Consider the following 16,505-nt stretch of genomic DNA (forward strand, 5'->3'; position numbering starts at 1 on the left):
ACACATCGGGGAGCGGACGGTTCGATCCCCGCTCGAACTCGTGCGGCGTCGCGACGCCTGCGGTTGTGGCCGATAGCGCGTCGGTCACCTGTTGTCCGTGTCGATGTGTCGAGAGCGACAGCGATCGGAGCGGAATCGACGACGGATCGAAGCGGAATCGTCGATTGATTGGATCGATCGGACGGCAGCTGGAACTCGAGAAGGGAGCGTCGCTCTCGAGTGAAAACGGCAAAAACGGAGAGTGAGAGAGGGGAGAAACCGAACGCTCAGGCGAAGGTCTTCGAGACGTCCTCGGTGGTGTCGGAGTCGGCCTGCACCTTGTCCCAGGCGCTGCGGAAGTCCTCCGTCCGGATCTCGGTCCGGTCGTCGCGGATGGCGAACATCCCGGCCTCGGTACAGATGGCCTTGATGTCGGCGCCGGAGGCCTCCTCGGCCTCGGCGGCGAGTTCCGCGAAGTCGACCTCGTCGGAGACGTTCATGCCGCGGGTGTGGATCTCGAAGATGATCTCGCGACCCTCGGCGTTGGGCTTGGGCACCTCGATGAGGCGGTCGAACCGGCCGGGGCGGAGGATGGCCCGATCGAGCATGTCGAAGCGGTTCGTGGCGGCGATGATTCGGATCTCGCCGCGCTCCTCGAAGCCGTCCATCTCCGAGAGGAGCTGCATCATCGTGCGCTGGACCTCGGCGTCGCCGGAGGTCTTGGACTCCGTTCGCTTGGCCGCGATCGCGTCGATCTCGTCGATGAAGATGACGGCGGGTTCGTGTTCGCGGGCGACGTCGAACAGGTCCCGGACGAGTTTGGCGCCCTCGCCGATGAACTTGTGTACGAGTTCCGAGCCGGCCATCTTGATGAAGGTGGCGTCGGTCTCGTTGGCGACGGCCTTGGCGAGCATCGTCTTCCCCGTCCCCGGCGGCCCGTAGAGCAGGACGCCGCTCGGGGGTTCGATCCCGACGTCGTCGAACATCTCGGGTTTCTCGAGGGGCATCTCGACGGTCTCGCGGACCTCCTGCATCTGTTCCTCGAGGCCGCCGATGTCGGCGTAGCTGACCTCGGGGCTCTCGGTGACTTCCATCACGCGAGCGCGAACGTCCGTCTCGTTAGAGAGGGTCTTGACGATCGAGAGAGAGTTGTTGACCGCGACCCGGTCGTCGGGTTGGAGATCCTCGCGCATCTCCTCGGTGACTTCCGTCAGCGCCTCCTGGTTGTTTCCGTGCTGCTTGATGATGACGCCCTCGTCCGTGATCTCCTGGACGGTGGCGACGAACAGCGGCGACTGCTTGAGCTTCTTGTTCTCGTGGGTCAGTCGCTCGAGTTTCTGCTGGTACTTGTTGTTCTCGGCGTTGGCATCGAGGAGTTTGTCACGCATCTCCTCGTTTTGCGCCTCGAGGACCTCCAGCCGTTCCTCGAGTGCCTGAATCTTCTCCTGTTGGGACGCCTCGTCCTCGTCGTACGGGAGGTCGACGTCGTCCACAGTGTCGCTCATCACCCGACCTTTGGGTGTTGGTTCTTAAGAGGCTTCGGGTAAGTACACCCGTCTTGAATATGACTGCTGCGCATTTTTCGAAACAGAAAATATTATCAGCCTGTATTCTGAATGGGGAGATGATGAGTGCTTCAGAGTCGCTACGACAGGAGCCCGACCAGCGGGGGACGTGGGACGACGTCAGGGAGCTACCGCCCAGCGCCAAACTCGTCGCGAAGGTCCTCGAGTACAACGAGACGATGACCCAGCAACAGATCGCCGACGAGACGCTGCTGCCCTCCCGAACGGTCCGCTACGCCCTCAACCGCCTCGACGAGGAGAACGTGATCGACTCCCGTTTTTCGTTCTCGGACGCTCGCAAACGGCTGTACAGTCTCGATATCGAAGCGTAACGGCTTCGAACGGAGCGTCAGGACGACCGACCGAAAGCCGGCCAAGACACGGATACGTTCGTTTTCGTATCGTCCCACGACTTTAAGAACGATCGAAAGCTATCTTGTTCCATGAGCATCGTTCGGGATCCGGATCACAGCGACGGAGCGCCCACGATCGAGGGAACGGGAATTCGAGTGAAAGACATCGCTTCGGCGTACGAACACAGCGGGTACGAACCCGACGAGATCACGCAACTGTACCCCGACCTCTCGCTCGGTGACGTCCACCGCGCTCTCGCGTACTACTACGACCACATCGACGACTTCCGGTCCGCGGAGTCCGCTCGAGCATGAGGCCGCTCTACTGCGACGAAAGTATCTGGATCCCGGTAGCCGATGGCTTACGCCGTCGAGGCTGGTCCGTCAAAACCGTTCGAGAGGAGATGAAACTGGGGAACCCGACCGCGAACACCTCTCGTACGCCCTCGAGAACGACTGGATTCTGGTGACGTTCGGCGACGACTTTCTGTCGCTCGTCGAGGGATCGAACCTCGATCACGCGGGAATCATCTACGTTCAGCAGGCGAACCGTGATATCGGCGACGTCGTTAAGGCGATCGATTCGCATCTCGAAGATCGGTCGGAAGACGACCGCGAAATCCACTACTGTTGATAGATTTGACTTCTACGCCTCGAGGATCTCCTTACTGCCCGTTCGGCAGTCTCGAACCGTTCGCTTCACTTTCACGTCGGTCACGGAATGCCTTTAGGGAGCGCCTCCTAACGAGGTGACAATGACGCGGCTTATCCATACGGGCGATACCCACATCGGGTATCAGCAATACAACTCTCCACAGCGACGCGAGGACTTCCTCGAGGCCTTCCGCTCCGTCGTCGAGGACGCCGTCGCCGACGACGTCGACGCCGTGGTCCACGCCGGGGACCTCTTTCACGACCGCCGTCCCGGGCTGGTCGATCTGCAGGGCACCGTCGAAATTCTCCGAACGCTCGCCGACGCCGACATTCCCTTTCTGGCCGTCGTCGGCAACCACGAGTCGAAGCGCGACGCCCAGTGGCTCGATCTCTTCGCCGATCTCGGACTCGCGACGCGACTCGGCGCCGACCCCGAAGTCGTCGACGATGTCGCTCTCTACGGACTCGATTTCGTCCCCCGACCGCGGCGCGATGACCTCGAGTACGCGTTCGAACCGCTCCCCGACGACGCCGAGCACGCCACGCTGGTAACTCACGGCCTCTTCGAACCCTTCGCCCACGCCGACTGGGACACCGAGGAGCTGCTCGAGGAGTCCGCGGTCGAGTTCGACGCCGTCCTGCTGGGCGACAACCACAAACCCGACACCGCCGAGGTGGCCGATACGTGGGTCACCTACTGCGGGTCGACCGAGCGCGCCAGCGCGAGCGAACGCGAGGATCGGGGCTACAACCTCGTGGACTTCCCCGACGGCGAGGACGCCGAGGTGGCGATCAGCAGGCGCGGACTGACCGACACCCGCGAGTTCGTCTTCGTCGACGTCGACCTCGAGGCCGGCGAGGGCGTCGATCGAGTGCAAGAACGGGTCCGCCAGTACGACCTCGAGGACGCGGTCGTCATCGTCACGGTCGAGGGCGACGGCAAGCCGATCGCCCCCGCGACGGTCGAGGAGGCGGCCATCGACCGCGGGGCGCTGGTCGCCAGGGTCAACGACCGGCGAGAGATCGCCGACGAGGACGAGGCGGTTTCGGTCAGTTTCGCCGATCCCGACGCCGCCGTCCGCGAGCGCGTCCGGGAACTGGGACTCAGCGACGCCGCCCGCACCATCGACGAGACCGTCCGGAACGACGACCTGGCCGATTCGAACGTCCGCGAGACCGTCGAAGGGCGAGTTCGCGACCTGCTCGAGGACGACGAAGCCGCGTTCGCTCCTGCGCCGGAACGCGCGCCGGAGGACGAAGACGTGACGACCGTCGCGGACGAACTCGCTGACGACGAGACCGGTGCCGAGACGGACGACGTTGCCGAGACGGAGGATGCGATAGCGACCGACACTGACACGGACGATATCGAGGCGACGACCGACGACGAGGCTGTGGCGACATCCGACGAGACCGAAGTGAGGGCCGACGACGAGACGCCCCCAGCCGACGACGAATCGGTCGAGAGCGAGGAAGCGGCTGACGCCGACACCGCCTCGCTGGGTGATTTCGCGTGAGGGTCGACCGCGTTCGCCTGATGAACTTCAAGTGTTACGGCGAGGCTGATCTCGGCCTCGAGCGCGGGGTAACCGTCGTCCACGGCGTCAACGGCAGCGGGAAGTCGACGCTGCTCGAGGCCGTCTTCTTCGCGCTGTACGGCTCGAAAGCGCTGGACGAGCGCACCTTAGACGACGTGATCACGACCGGCGAGGAGGACGCGGAGGTCGAACTCTGGTTCGCTCACGACGGCCGCGAATACCGCGTCGAGCGCCGACTCAAACTCCGCGGCGATCGGGCGACGACGACGAAGTGCGTCCTCGAGACGCCGACGGAGACGATCGAGGGCGCCCGCGACGTGCGCCGGGAAGTGACCGAACTCCTGCGGATGGACGCCGAGGCGTTCGTCAACTGCGCGTACGTCCGGCAGGGCGAGGTCAACAAGCTGATCCACGCCTCGCCGGGCGATCGACAGGACATGATCGACGACCTCCTGCAACTCGGGGCGCTCGAGGAGTACCGCGAGCGCGCCAGCGACGCCCGGCTGGGCGTCAAGACCGTCCTCGACGGCCAGCGGGAGGTCCTCGAGGACCTCCGCAAACAGGTCGAGCAGAAGGAGGAGAAGGACCTCCACGAGCGCCTCAACGAACTGGAGTCGCGCCGAGCCGACGTCAACGAGGAGATCGACCGCTTCGAGGATCAGCGCGAACAGGCCCGAAATACGCTCGAGACCGCCGAGGACGTCCTCGAGCGCCACGAGGAGACGCGCGAGGAGATCGACTCGCTCGACGAGGAGATCGAGGACCTGCGCTCGAAGATCTCCGAGACCGAACGCGAGCGTGAGGCCGCAAAAGAGGAGATCCGGAACCTCGAGGAGAGACGCGACGACCTCGAGGCAGAGCGCGAGGAGTTACTGGCCGAGGTCGACCTCGAGGGCGCGGACGCCACCGACGCCGAGGACGTCGACGACCGGATCGAGACCCTCGAGGCCCGCGACGAGGACCTCCGGGACGACCTGGAGAACGTTCGCGTCGCGATCACCGAGACCAACGGCGAGATCGAACGCCTCCGCGAGGAGGCCGACGACCTCGAGGAACAGGCCGAGCAGGCGCGGGCCGACGCCGCGGACCTCGAGTCGAAACTCGAGACCGACGAGGAGGCCATTGACGACCGCGAGGAGAGCATCGAGGAACTCGACGAGCAGATCGAGACGGCACGCGAGCGGTTCGACGGGGCGCCTATCGCGTTCGGCGACGCGGCCGACCACCTCGCAGACCTCGAGTCCGAGCGCGAGGAACTGACGGACGAGATCGGCGACGTTACCGCCGACGTCAGGACCGTCGAGAACGCCATCGAGGAGGGCGAACGCTTGTTGGAGGAGGGGAAGTGCCCCGAGTGCGGGCAGCCGGTCGAGGACTCGCCGCACGTCGACGTCCTCGACGAGAAACGGGCGGAACTCGCGGAGCTCGAGGAACGACTCGAGGAACTGGAGGCCGACCGCGACGACCTCGCGGAGCGGATCGACCGCGCCGAGGAACTCCGCGAGGCCGAGCGGCAGGTCGCGCAACTCGAGGAGAACCGCGAGAACGTCGAGCAGTTGCTCGCGGAGAAACGCGAGACGCTCGACGAGCGCCGCGACCAGCGCGAGCGCTTGCTCGAGGAGGCCGACGAGTACGAGGCGGAAGCCGCGACCAAACGCGAGGAGGCCGACGACCTCGAGGACGAGGTCGACGATCACCGGGCCGAACTCGGCGAGATCAACACCGAGCGCGGCGAGATCAAGGAGGGTCTCGAGTCGTTACGCCGGATCGCCGAAATCGACGACGAGCGCGCGGACCTCGCCGGCGAGATCGAGACCCGTCGCGAGCGCCGCCGAGACTGGCAGACGATGAACGACGAGCGCCGCGAGACGCTCTCGAGCAAACGCGAGCGCAAGCGCGACCTCGAGTCGGAGTTCGACGAGGAGCGCGTCGAGACCGCCCGGAACGACAAGCAGAACGCCGAGGACTACCTCGAGAAGGTCGACGCGAAACTCGAGGAACTCGAGGAAAAACGCACCGAGATCCAGAACGACATCGGCGCTGCCGAACGGGAGCTCGAGGAACTCGAGGAACTCCGAGACCGACTCGACGAACTCGAGGAGCGCTGCGAGCGCCTCGAGTCGCTGTACGACGAGGCCGAGACGCTGCAGGCGACCTACGCGGACCTGCGGGCGGAACTGCGCCAGCGCAACGTCGAGACCCTCGAACGGCTGCTCAACGAGACGTTCGATCTGGTCTATCAGAACGACTCCTACGCGGGGATCGATCTAGACGGCGAGTACCGGTTGACGGTCTACCAGAAGGACGGCGAAGCCCTCGAACCGGAACAGCTCTCGGGCGGCGAGCGGGCGCTGTTCAACCTCAGCCTGCGCTGTGCGATCTACCGGCTGCTCGCCGAGGGCGTCGAGGGATCGGCCCCGATGCCGCCGCTGATCCTCGACGAGCCGACGGTCTTCCTCGACTCCGGACACGTCACGCAACTCGTCTCGCTGATCCAATCGATGCGCAACGACTTCGGCGTCGAACAGATCGTCGTCGTCAGCCACGACGAGGAGCTCGTCGGTGCGGCCGACTCGCTGATCCGCGTCGAAAAAGACGCCACGTCGAATCGCTCCCGCCTCGAGCGCGGGGAGCCGCTCGAGGCCGAACTGGTCGTTTCCGACTGACAACAGTGCCGTCCGGCTGACTGAACCACTGGCCGACGAGAACCACGAGAACCGGCTCGGATGCCGTCCTTACGAGGCGCTGTCGGGCCCACCGCTCGACGCGGTGCCCGACGATTCGACGGGGCCCTCCGAATCGGCGTCGGCGGATCGGATTCCCTCGAGCGCCCGTTCACACTTGTCGGTGATCCGATAGCCGCGCTCACCGGCGACCTCGGTCTCCGCGAGGAGGCCGGCGGCCGTCAGGACCGTGAGTCGGCCGTGGAGATCGCTCTCGCAGAAGTCGTAGGCGTCGAGGACCGTCCGGACGCCCAGCGGCCCTCGTTCGGCGAGTTCGATCAGTAGCCCGAGGGTCGCCTCGTCGTGGACGGCGGTCAGGAGCGTCCGAACCGGATCGTCGACGGTCCGGGCGGACGTCTCGAGAGGCGACTCGTCGAGGTCCTCGAGGCGGTCGTTCTGGACGTAACACTCGTTGCCGTTCCGCGGATCACGGACCAGACTCGCGTGTTCGGACCGCTTGAGAAGCAGGTATCGTTTGCCGGTGTCGTCTTGGACGGATTTCATGATCGGTCGGGATCGTCCGGTGGCTGGTGTTGCGAGAGCACTCCTGAAGTAGTTTCGGCTGTCTGCAAGGGTGGTAAGAGCTGATTACGAAGTCTCCTCATCCCCGTCGACCTCCTCGTCCTGGTCGGCGGGAGGGGCTGTCGAGGGTTCTGGCGTCGAATCCGCGTCGGGACTGGCGTCGTCGCGCCGCTGGTAGTTCCGATACCGGCGCACGGCGAAGCCGGTGAGCACGAGGCCGACGACGAGGAGAACGCCGCTGACTCGCGACACGCCCTCGAAGACGAGGAACAGGACGCCGAGCGACAGCGTCAGGAGCGCGCCGTTGATGACGAGGACCAGCGCCCAGAATGTCTCGAGAAGTTCCGGCGGAACGTCCGTCTCGTCGGTCGGGATCAACGGCTCCGAGGCCCGGTCCTCCTCGATGTCGGCTCGAATCTCCGACCGGAGTCCGTCGCCCGCGTCCTCGGTCGAGACCGACGGAATCGTGAGGGAGTCACTCTCGGGATCGCGAAACTCCTCCTCGGGGTCGTACTCCTCGGGTTCGTGCTCGTTCCGGTCGGATCCCACACTGGAACGGTGGAGCAGCCAGCAAAAAAGCGTTCGCGTTCGATGTGGCAGCGGGGAGGAAACGGGGCGGCCGAATCGGCCTTCAGGCCAGTTCCGTTAGCGTGAGCGTCCGAGAGGTCTCAACCCACGCGAGCGGATTTTCGGCGTCGTAGAAGACGACACCGTCCTCGGTCTCGTAGGACTCGATCGTCGCGGTGCCCTGGTGGTCGCTACGCGGCTCGCTTCGATCCGTCGTGTCGTCAGCGTTAGTGGACACTTCGATCACCTGACTCTATGGTATGTGTTACCACAGTATATGTCTTGTTGCTACTGCAAGTAACCGGACCCGTCCGCCCCCTACGTGATATCACTCTCTCGGGACCGACTACCGACGGCTGAGGGGTACGAGTCGACCGTTCGGAACGCTCCGGCGAACTCGCCGAGCGGATGCTCGGGAGATATCCAGCCGGTGCCTCCGAGATGCCGACGGCCGCGCTCGCCGAGGTAACGACTCATGCTCCCTTCCTGTGGCGATCGGCTGGTCGCGCGCTGAATCGACGACGGACCGGTCCCGGGACGGACTCACCGCCATCCAGCCCGGTCCACGAGGTCGCAGTCGGGGATTGCAGGGGTTTTTATCCGCCGACTGCAAATCTCGCCAGTATGACTGAGGCGGGCCAATCCGGACTGACGGACTACGGCGGTGACTCCGACGAGACGGACGATCGGCCGGAGGAAGAGGCGGTCGCGGTCGCCGGCAACGGCGGATCCGACGCTGCGGAGGTGATCGACGTCATCGAGGAGACCCTGCCCGAACCGCGGGGCGAACTCGAGTTCGCGGTGATGCAGGTGGATTACACCATCGCGGGCTACGGCGACGAGGAGCGACCGATCATGCACGTCTTCGGGCGCACGCCCGACGGCGAGCTAGAGCACGTCCAGTTCGTCGGCTTCCGGCCGTACTTCTACGCGCCGACGGACAGCCTCGAGCGGCCGCCCGAGGAGCAGTACGACCGACTAACGGGCAGCCGGGAGGTCGGCGAGGACGGCGAGCCCTACGAGAGCATCCGGGGCGAGAAGCTCACCAAGATCTTCGGTCAGACGCCTCGAGACGTCGGGCAGATCCGCGACGACTTCCAGCACTTCGAGGCCGACATCCTCTTCCCGAACCGATTTCTCATCGACAAGGACATCCGCAGCGGAATCCGCGTTCCGGAGCGACGCGCCGAGGACGACTCGCTGGTCGTCCCCCACGACGAGGCCGAGGCCGTCGACGTCGACGCCGAACCGCGCGTCAACACGTTCGACATCGAGGTCGACGACCGGTCGGGATTCCCCGAGGACGGCGAGGAGCCGATCGTCTGTCTCACCAGCCACGATTCGTACGACGACGAGTACATCATGTGGCTCTACGAGGCGCCCGTCGGCGACGGCTCGATCCCGACCGAGATCGACGACTACGACCCGATCGAAGGCGAGATCGACCACGAGGTCCGCGCCTTCGAGGACGAGGAGGCGATGCTCGAGGCCTTCATCGAGTACGTCGAGAAGACCGATCCCGACATCCTCACGGGCTGGAACTTCGAGGATTTCGACGCGCCGTACTTCCTCGACCGCCTCGAGGAACTCGAGGGGCCACACCACGACTACGACCTCTCGATCGATCGCCTCTCGCGGGTCGACGAGGTCTGGCGCAGCAACTGGGGCGGCCCGGACATCAAGGGTCGGGTCGTCTTCGACCTGCTCTACGGCTACCAGCGGATGGTCTTCTCCGAGTTGGACTCGTACCGACTCGACGCGGTCGGCGAAGCCGAGTTAGGCGTCGGCAAGGAGCGGTACGCCGGCGACATCGGCGACCTCTGGGAGGACGACCCGACGAAACTGCTCGAGTACAACCTCCGGGACGTCGAACTCTGCGTCGAACTCGACCGCCAGCAGGAGATCATCCCGTTCTGGGACGAGGTGCGCTCCTTCGTGGGGTGTAAACTCGAGGACGCCCCCACGCCCGGGGACGCGGTCGACATGTACGTCCTCCACGAGGCCTACGGCCGGTTCGCGTTGCCCTCGAAGGGCCAGCAGGAGGCCGGCGAGGAGTACGAGGGCGGCGCCGTATTCGACCCGATCACGGGCGTCAAGGAGAACGTCACCGTGCTCGACCTGAAGTCGCTGTACCCGATGTGCATGACGACGATCAACGCCTCGCCCGAGACGAAGGTCGACCCCGACGAGTACGACGGGGAGACCTACGTCGCACCGACAAAACCCGAGCCGATCCACTTCCGGAAGGAGCCCGACGGCGTCATGCGCGAGATGATCACCGAGTTGCTCGCCGAGCGCGAGGAGAAGAAGGAACTGCGCAACGAGCACGAACCCGGGAGCCTCGAGTACGAACAGTACGACCGCCAGCAGGGCGCGGTGAAGGTCATCATGAACTCGCTGTACGGGGTGTCGGGCTGGGAGCAGTTCCGGCTGTACGACAAGGAGGCCGCGTCGGCGATCACGGCGACAGGCCGCGAGGTCATCGAGTTCACGGAGACCGCCGCGAACGAACTGGATTATCAGGTAACGTACGGCGACACCGACAGCGTCATGCTCGATCTCGGGCCCGAGATTTCGAAAGACGAAGCCATCGATCAGTCGTTCGAGATAGAGGAGCACATCAACGGCCGCTACGACGACTTCGCGCGCGAGGACCTGAACGCCGACGCCCACCGCTTTCAGATCGAGTTCGAGAAACTCTACCGCCGGTTCTTCCAGGCGGGCAAGAAGAAACGCTACGCCGGCCACATCGTCTGGAAAGAGGGGAAGGACGTCGACGATATCGACATCGTCGGCTTCGAGTACCAGCGCTCGGACATCGCGCCGATCACTAAGGAGGTCCAGCATCGGGTCATCGAGATGATCGTCCGCGAGGGCGACGTCGAGGGCGCCAAGGAGTACCTCAACGAGATCATCGAGGACGTTCGGACGGGCGACATCTCCCTCGAGCAGATCGCCATCCCGGGCGGCATCGGCAAGCGACTGGGTAACTACGACACCGACACGGCGCAGGTCCGGGGCGCGAAGTACGCGAACCTGCTACTCGGCACCAACTTCCAGCGGGGGAGCAAGCCGAAGCGACTCTACCTCGACCGGGTCGACCCCGCCTTCTTCCGCCGGATGGAGACCGAAGAGGGATTCGACCCCCAGACCGATCCGCTCTACGGGGCGTTCAAACGCGATCCCGACGTCATCTGCTTCGAGTACGACGACCAGATCCCCCCGGAGTTCGAGGTCGACTACGACAAGATGCTCGAGAAGACGCTGCAGGGCCCGATCGAGCGTATCCTCGAGGCGCTGGGCGTCTCGTGGAACGAAGTGAAAAGCGGTCAGGAGCAGAAAGGTTTAGACAGCTTTATGTGAGGTTTCGGAGCCTCTCAGGCCTTCAGTTCGCTCGAGCATTCGCCGCGTGAACGGACGAACCCCGCGACCACGAGTTCCATTCAGCCATAACAGCAGTTTCCCTTTCAGGAAATTATTTTGCTAATGTGGGACAGTATCCAGTTGGATACGAAACCGTTATCAGTCATACGACCCACCGTTCAAACGAGCAAGTACTATGGCACGTCTCGAACTAAACAATCTGCACGCGGAAGTAGCGGAGGGCGACGAGAAGATTCTCGAGGGTGTCGATCTCGAGGTTCAGTCGGGCGAGATTCACGCCCTGATGGGACCGAACGGTTCCGGCAAGTCGACGACCGCGAAGGTCATCGCCGGCCACCCGGCCTACGAGGTCACCGACGGCGAGGTCCTGCTCCACATCGAGGAGGACGAGTTCGGCGAGGACATCGAGATCGACGAGGACCAGCGCACCTGGAACCTGCTGGAATTAGAGCCCAACGAGCGCGCCGCGCTCGGCATCTTCCTGGGCTTCCAGTATCCCGCCGAGATCGAGGGCGTCACGATGACGAACTTCCTCCGAACGGCGCTGAACGCCAAGATCGAGGAGCGCGCGGAGCTCTTCGAGGACGAGGACGGTGAGGAGGAGGAAGCAGACGAAGGCTTCGAGACCTCGCCGATGGAGGGAGACGTCGACGAGGGCGAAGTCGGCGTCGCCGAGTTCCAGCAGATCCTTCAGGAGAAGATGGAACAGCTGGAGATGGACGAGAAGTTCGCCCAGCGCTACCTCAACGCCGGCTTCTCCGGCGGCGAGAAGAAGCAGAACGAAGTGCTGCAGGCGGCCATCCTCGAGCCGTCGATCGCGGTCCTCGACGAGATCGACTCGGGACTCGACATCGACCGGCTGCAGGACGTCTCCAACGGGATCAACGCGCTGCGCGACGAGCAGGGCACCGGGATCCTCCAGATCACCCACTACCAGCGCATCCTCGACTACGTCGAGCCCGATCACGTCCACGTGATGCTCGACGGACAGATCGCCAAGAGCGGCGGTCCCGAACTCGCCGAGCAACTCGAGGACAAGGGGTACGACTGGGTCCGCGAAGAGGTCTACGGCACCGCGTAACCGGATTCGACTAGAACAACCGTAATAACGCTACAGCCGTAACCATAAATCACATCAACCAATGAGTTCCGATCAAGACCACCTAAAAGAGACAGATACTGAGGCCCGGTTCGAGTTCAAGAAAGAGGAGAACTCCGCAGTCAGATCCGGCAAAGGCCTGACCGAGGAGGTCATCCGCATGATCTCCGAGGACAAGGACGAGCCCGACTGGATGCTCGAGCGCCGGCTGCGCGCGCTCAAGCAGTACCAGAACATGCCGATGCCGACAGACTGGCCCGGCATGCCCGACCTCTCCGAACTCGACATCGAAGAGATCGTTCCCTACATCCGTCCCGACGTCGACAAACGCGAGGGCGTCGACGACTGGGAAGAACTGCCGGAGGACATCAAGGACACCTTCGACAAGCTGGGCATTCCGGAGGCCGAGAAGAACGCGCTCTCGGGCGTCGGCGCCCAGTACGAGTCCGAGGTCGTCTACCAGAACATGCAGGAGCAGTGGGAGGAGAAGGGTGTCATCTTCATGAACATGGACGAGGCCGTCCGCGAACACCCTGAACTCGTCAAGGAGCACTTCATGACGAGCTGCGTGCCGCCGAGCGACAACAAGTTCGCCGCGCTCCACGGCGCCGTCTGGTCCGGCGGCTCGTTCGTCTACGTCCCCGAGGACGTCACCGTCGAGATGCCCGTCCAGGCCTACTTCCGGATGAACTCGGAGGGGATGGGCCAGTTCGAGCACACGCTCATCATCGCCGAGGAAGGCTCCGAGGTTCACTATATCGAGGGCTGTTCGGCCCCGAAGTACGGCACCCACAACCTCCACTCGGGCGGCGTCGAGGTCTTCGTCGGCGAAGACGCACACGTCCAGTACTCGACCGTCCAGAACTGGTCGAAGAACACGTTCAACCTGAACACCAAGCGCGCCATCGTCGAGGCAAACGGGACGATGGAGTGGGTCTCGGGCAGCATGGGGTCGAAAGCGACCATGCTCTACCCGTGTACGATCCTCAAGGGTCGCGGCGCGACCGACACCCACATCACCATCGCCTTCGCGGGCGAGGGCCAGGACATCGACACCGGCGCGAAGGTCTACCACAACGCGCCCGAGACGAGTTCGACCATCGAGTCGAAGTCGATCTCCAAGGACGGCGGCCGCACCAACTACCGCGGGCTCGTCCACATCGCCGACGGCGCCGAGAACTCGAGCACCGCCGTCGAGTGCGACGCGCTGATGTTCGACAACGAGTCGACGTCGGACACCATGCCGTACATGGAGATCGAGGAGTCGAAGGTCGACGTCGCCCACGAGGCGACCGTCGGCAAGATCGGCGACGAGGACATCTTTTACCTCCAGTCGCGCGGTCTGGACGACGACGACGCCAAGAAGATGATCGTCGCCGGCTTCATCGAGCCGATCACGGAGGAACTGCCGATCGAGTACGCGGTCGAACTCAACCGCCTCATCGAACTCGAGATGGAGGGGAGCCTCGGATAATATGAGCGCAGGAACACAGGTCCACGCCAATCTGACCGAAGAACAGGTACGCGAAATTTCGGGCGACCTCGACGAGCCCGAGTGGCTCCTCGAGACCCGTCTCGAGGCCCTCGAGGCGCTCGAGGACCTCGACATGCCGGACGTCATCCGGACGCCGGGTCGCGACTGGACGAACCTCCACGAGCTCGACTTCGAGTCGCTCGTGGATCCGCTGAACGCGGCGGAGAACAAGGATCAGGTCGGGCCCGACGAGGTCGAGGTCCTCCCCTGGAGCGAGGCCGTCGCGGAGCACGAGGGCCTCCTGCAGGAGCACTTCGGGAGCATCATCGATCCCCAGGAGAACTACCTGACGGCGCTCTCCACTGCGCTGTTTAGCACCGGGACGGTCGTCTACGTCCCCGAGGGCGTCGACGCGGAGGACGTGACGATCCGGACCGAGCAGAACTCCCGCTCGCTGTTCAACTACACGCTCGTCGTCGCCGAGGAGTCGAGTTCGGTGACGATCCTCGAGCGCCAGTCTACCGGCGCCGAACAGGACGAGCAGTACTACAGCGGTATCGTCGAAGTCGCCGCGGGCGAGAACAGCAACGTCCAGTACGGCAGCCTCCAGAATCTCTCGGAGGAGGCCTACAACTTCGCGCTCAAGCGCGGCGACGCCGACACCTACGCGACGATCGACTGGATCGAGGTCAACCTCGGGACCCAGTTGACGAAGTCCGGCGTCTCGACGGAGCTCAACGGCGACTCCTCGGAGACGCAGATCGTCGGCGCCTTCTACGGCCACAACGACCAGCACTTCGATCTGGACGCGAAGGTCTGGCACCGTGCGGAGCACACGACCGCGGACCTAGTGACTCGGGGCGTCACCGACGACGTCGCCCGCTCGGTCTACGAGGGCGTCCAGGACGTCGGCAAGGACGCGTGGGACACCAGCTCCTACCAGCGCGAGAACACGCTGATGCTCAGCGACGAGTCCGAGGCCGACGCCTCCCCGAAGCTGATCATCAAGAACCACGACACCGAGGCATCCCACAGCGCGACGGTCGGCCAGATCGACCAGGAGGACCTGCTCTACATGACCTCCCGCGGCGTCGACCCGCGTTCGGCCCGTAACATGCTCGTCGAGGGCTTCTTCGTGCCCGTCCTCGAGGAGATCGCCGTCGACGAACTCCGCGAGGACCTCGAGGAACTGATCGGGGCGCGTCTTAGCAAGCGAGAGTAAGCGAGACTGGTCGATCCGGCTTTTCTTTCGCTGCGTTTTCCGCGTGTGGACCGTTCGTCCGAGAGCGACAGGAGCAATCGGTTCCAGTCTCGTCCGCGTACGAGAGGGGCGACGGCCGATGGCGCTGTCTCGAGGCGGGGCACAAACAGGTCGACGTGGTCGACGGCAGGGTGCAGACACACGGCTGGCGGTATCGTACTTGATCGCAACGGCGACTGAAACCCGACCGCTCAGTAGGGACGGTTAAGTATCAGCGGCCCAGACCACGTGGTATGAGTCTGGGACAGCGCGTCTCGAGCGACCACCAGTTGGCCCGATTGCTCCAGATCGGGGTCGTGCTGGAGGAGGTCGTCGAGTCACGCGCCGCCCACCACCTCGATTCGCTGGCGCCCGCGGAGCGGGCGGCGATCGACGAGGAGGTGCGGGAGTTGCTCGAGGAGGCCGCCGCCGAGTCGGCCGACCACCGCGAGCGGCTCGAGGCGCTGGTCGACGAGCTCGAGGCCGAAACCGTCGCGTACGAGGAGATCAACGCTCTGGTCGACGCCCAGTACGGGCCGCCCGAGGACACCGACGGCGTCCTCTACGACCAGCTGGCGAACGAGGAGACGGCCTACAAATTCTACGACGACCTGATCGACGCGATCGAGGCCTCCGAGAGCGAGTTCGCGATCGACCGCGAGCGACTCCTCGAGACCCTCTACGAGATCCGCGAGGAGGAGAAGGAGGGCGTCGAAGAGGTGGCCGAGATCATGGAGCACAGAGCATGATCGGGGCGACGCCGACCGCGGCACCTGCGCGTGGGGTCGTCGGCGGGACGCCGTCCCCCCGCAACGAGGCCCGGGCCTGGTTGTGCCGGCGAGCAAGTGACGCGACACCCAACAACACCGACGGAGGGACGCAATGAACACCGCGGATCAGTATCTCAAGGCGATCTATCTGGCGCAACGCATCGAGGACGGCCCCGCATCGACCGGCACGCTCGCGGACTTGCTCGAGGTCAGTCCCGCCAGCGTCAACGAGATGATCGGCAAACTCGAGGGCCGCGAACTCGTCGAACACGAGAAGTACAAGGGGGCGAGCCTGACCGACGAGGGACTCGAGCGCGCCCACGACGCCCTCCAGACCTACTGCATCATCGAACGCTTCCTCGCGAACGTCCTCGAGGTCGAGGAGTACCGCGAGGAGGCCCGCGCCCTCGAGAGCGTTATCGACGACACCGTCGCTGAACGCCTCGATACGATCATCGACCGCCCCGCCGAGTGTCCCGACTGTTTCGACCCCGAACGAGACGTCTGCGAGCGACTCGAGGCTGGCGACGGCTGTGCGGACTGAGGCGTTTTTCTCTCTGCGGTGGCGCGCGCTGTGCCGCGCGAAGCGCGGCACGACTATGCGCGAGGGATGAGCGACTGAAAGGAGCGAATCGGT

At 64.4% G+C, this 16,505-nt stretch carries 15 protein-coding genes; 11 read left to right on the forward strand and 4 right to left on the reverse strand.

Annotated features, from left to right (window positions below):
- Window positions 1-266: 266 nt before the first annotated feature.
- Window positions 267-1,484 (reverse strand): proteasome-activating nucleotidase Pan1, encoded by a 1,218-nt coding sequence (pan1, locus tag J0X25_RS33210; protein WP_207288166.1) that lies wholly within the window; start codon window positions 1,482-1,484, stop codon window positions 267-269.
- A gap of 122 nt (window positions 1,485-1,606) precedes the next feature.
- On the opposite strand from pan1, the gene J0X25_RS33215 reads away from it, so the two are divergent.
- The 5 genes from J0X25_RS33215 to rad50 all read left to right on the forward strand — a co-directional run bounded on the left by J0X25_RS33215 (window position 1,607) and on the right by rad50 (window position 6,755).
- A complete protein-coding gene (locus J0X25_RS33215; protein ID WP_207288167.1) occupies window positions 1,607-1,876 on the forward strand; it encodes a MarR family transcriptional regulator in 270 nt (89 codons plus the stop codon).
- Window positions 1,877-1,987: 111 nt separating this feature from the next.
- Complete coding sequence (locus J0X25_RS33220) at window positions 1,988-2,212, forward strand: DUF433 domain-containing protein (RefSeq protein ID WP_207288168.1); 225 nt, start codon at window positions 1,988-1,990, stop codon at window positions 2,210-2,212.
- Entirely contained in the window at window positions 2,136-2,531 is a 396-nt protein-coding gene (locus J0X25_RS33225; protein ID WP_225896670.1) for a DUF5615 family PIN-like protein, read from the forward strand. The genes J0X25_RS33220 and J0X25_RS33225 overlap by 77 nt, the downstream gene beginning before the upstream one ends.
- Window positions 2,532-2,652: 121 nt before the next feature.
- On the forward strand, window positions 2,653-4,068 hold the full coding sequence (gene mre11, locus J0X25_RS33230) for a DNA double-strand break repair protein Mre11 (protein ID WP_207288170.1): 1,416 nt from the start codon (window positions 2,653-2,655) through the stop codon (window positions 4,066-4,068).
- Window positions 4,065-6,755, forward strand: coding sequence for a DNA double-strand break repair ATPase Rad50 (gene rad50 / locus J0X25_RS33235; protein WP_207288171.1), 2,691 nt, complete (start codon window positions 4,065-4,067; stop codon window positions 6,753-6,755). The genes mre11 and rad50 overlap by 4 nt, the downstream gene beginning before the upstream one ends.
- Before the next feature lie 69 nt (window positions 6,756-6,824).
- Here rad50 and J0X25_RS33240 read toward each other — a convergent pair whose 3' ends face one another.
- The 3 genes from J0X25_RS33240 to J0X25_RS33250 all read right to left on the reverse strand — a co-directional run bounded on the left by J0X25_RS33240 (window position 6,825) and on the right by J0X25_RS33250 (window position 8,148).
- Complete coding sequence (locus J0X25_RS33240; protein WP_207288172.1) at window positions 6,825-7,316, reverse strand: DUF7346 family protein; 492 nt, start codon at window positions 7,314-7,316, stop codon at window positions 6,825-6,827.
- Window positions 7,317-7,400: 84 nt separating this feature from the next.
- Window positions 7,401-7,883 carry a DUF7322 domain-containing protein gene (locus tag J0X25_RS33245; protein ID WP_207288173.1) on the reverse strand — a complete coding sequence of 161 codons (483 nt, stop codon included), beginning with the start codon at window positions 7,881-7,883 and terminating at the stop codon, window positions 7,401-7,403.
- 82 nt (window positions 7,884-7,965) lie between these two features.
- Window positions 7,966-8,148: a DUF7331 family protein gene (locus tag J0X25_RS33250; RefSeq protein ID WP_207288174.1), complete on the reverse strand. Its 183-nt coding sequence runs from the start codon at window positions 8,146-8,148 to the stop codon at window positions 7,966-7,968.
- A gap of 377 nt (window positions 8,149-8,525) precedes the next feature.
- On the opposite strand from J0X25_RS33250, the gene J0X25_RS33255 reads away from it, so the two are divergent.
- From J0X25_RS33255 to J0X25_RS33280, 6 genes are all read left to right on the forward strand, one after another.
- Window positions 8,526-11,264, forward strand: coding sequence for a DNA-directed DNA polymerase (locus J0X25_RS33255; protein ID WP_207288175.1), 2,739 nt, complete (start codon window positions 8,526-8,528; stop codon window positions 11,262-11,264).
- A gap of 196 nt (window positions 11,265-11,460) precedes the next feature.
- Window positions 11,461-12,366 carry an ABC transporter ATP-binding protein gene (locus J0X25_RS33260; protein ID WP_207288176.1) on the forward strand — a complete coding sequence of 302 codons (906 nt, stop codon included), beginning with the start codon at window positions 11,461-11,463 and terminating at the stop codon, window positions 12,364-12,366.
- 61 nt (window positions 12,367-12,427) lie between these two features.
- Complete coding sequence (gene sufB, locus J0X25_RS33265) at window positions 12,428-13,858, forward strand: Fe-S cluster assembly protein SufB (RefSeq protein WP_207288177.1); 1,431 nt, start codon at window positions 12,428-12,430, stop codon at window positions 13,856-13,858.
- Between the two features lies 1 nt (window position 13,859).
- Entirely contained in the window at window positions 13,860-15,080 is a 1,221-nt protein-coding gene (sufD, locus tag J0X25_RS33270; protein WP_207288178.1) for a Fe-S cluster assembly protein SufD, read from the forward strand.
- 272 nt (window positions 15,081-15,352) lie between these two features.
- Window positions 15,353-15,847, forward strand: coding sequence for a ferritin-like domain-containing protein (locus J0X25_RS33275; protein ID WP_207288179.1), 495 nt, complete (start codon window positions 15,353-15,355; stop codon window positions 15,845-15,847).
- Between the two features lie 133 nt (window positions 15,848-15,980).
- A complete protein-coding gene (locus tag J0X25_RS33280) occupies window positions 15,981-16,412 on the forward strand; it encodes a metal-dependent transcriptional regulator (RefSeq protein WP_207288180.1) in 432 nt (143 codons plus the stop codon).
- Window positions 16,413-16,505: the final 93 nt, after the last annotated feature.

The organism is Haloterrigena alkaliphila (assembly GCF_017352155.2).
Lineage (GTDB): Archaea > Halobacteriota > Halobacteria > Halobacteriales > Natrialbaceae > Haloterrigena > Haloterrigena alkaliphila.

Coding starts and splice junctions, on each gene's coding strand:
- pan1 (WP_207288166.1), bottom strand. CDS start 1,484: ATGAGCGACACTGTGGACGACGTCGACCTCCCGTACGACGAGGACGAG.
- J0X25_RS33275 (WP_207288179.1), top strand. CDS start 15,353: ATGAGTCTGGGACAGCGCGTCTCGAGCGACCACCAGTTGGCCCGATTG.
- mre11 (WP_207288170.1), top strand. CDS start 2,653: ATGACGCGGCTTATCCATACGGGCGATACCCACATCGGGTATCAGCAA.
- sufD (WP_207288178.1), top strand. CDS start 13,860: ATGAGCGCAGGAACACAGGTCCACGCCAATCTGACCGAAGAACAGGTA.
- J0X25_RS33215 (WP_207288167.1), top strand. CDS start 1,607: ATGAGTGCTTCAGAGTCGCTACGACAGGAGCCCGACCAGCGGGGGACG.
- sufB (WP_207288177.1), top strand. CDS start 12,428: ATGAGTTCCGATCAAGACCACCTAAAAGAGACAGATACTGAGGCCCGG.
- J0X25_RS33240 (WP_207288172.1), bottom strand. CDS start 7,316: ATGAAATCCGTCCAAGACGACACCGGCAAACGATACCTGCTTCTCAAG.
- J0X25_RS33280 (WP_207288180.1), top strand. CDS start 15,981: ATGAACACCGCGGATCAGTATCTCAAGGCGATCTATCTGGCGCAACGC.
- J0X25_RS33220 (WP_207288168.1), top strand. CDS start 1,988: ATGAGCATCGTTCGGGATCCGGATCACAGCGACGGAGCGCCCACGATC.
- J0X25_RS33260 (WP_207288176.1), top strand. CDS start 11,461: ATGGCACGTCTCGAACTAAACAATCTGCACGCGGAAGTAGCGGAGGGC.
- J0X25_RS33255 (WP_207288175.1), top strand. CDS start 8,526: ATGACTGAGGCGGGCCAATCCGGACTGACGGACTACGGCGGTGACTCC.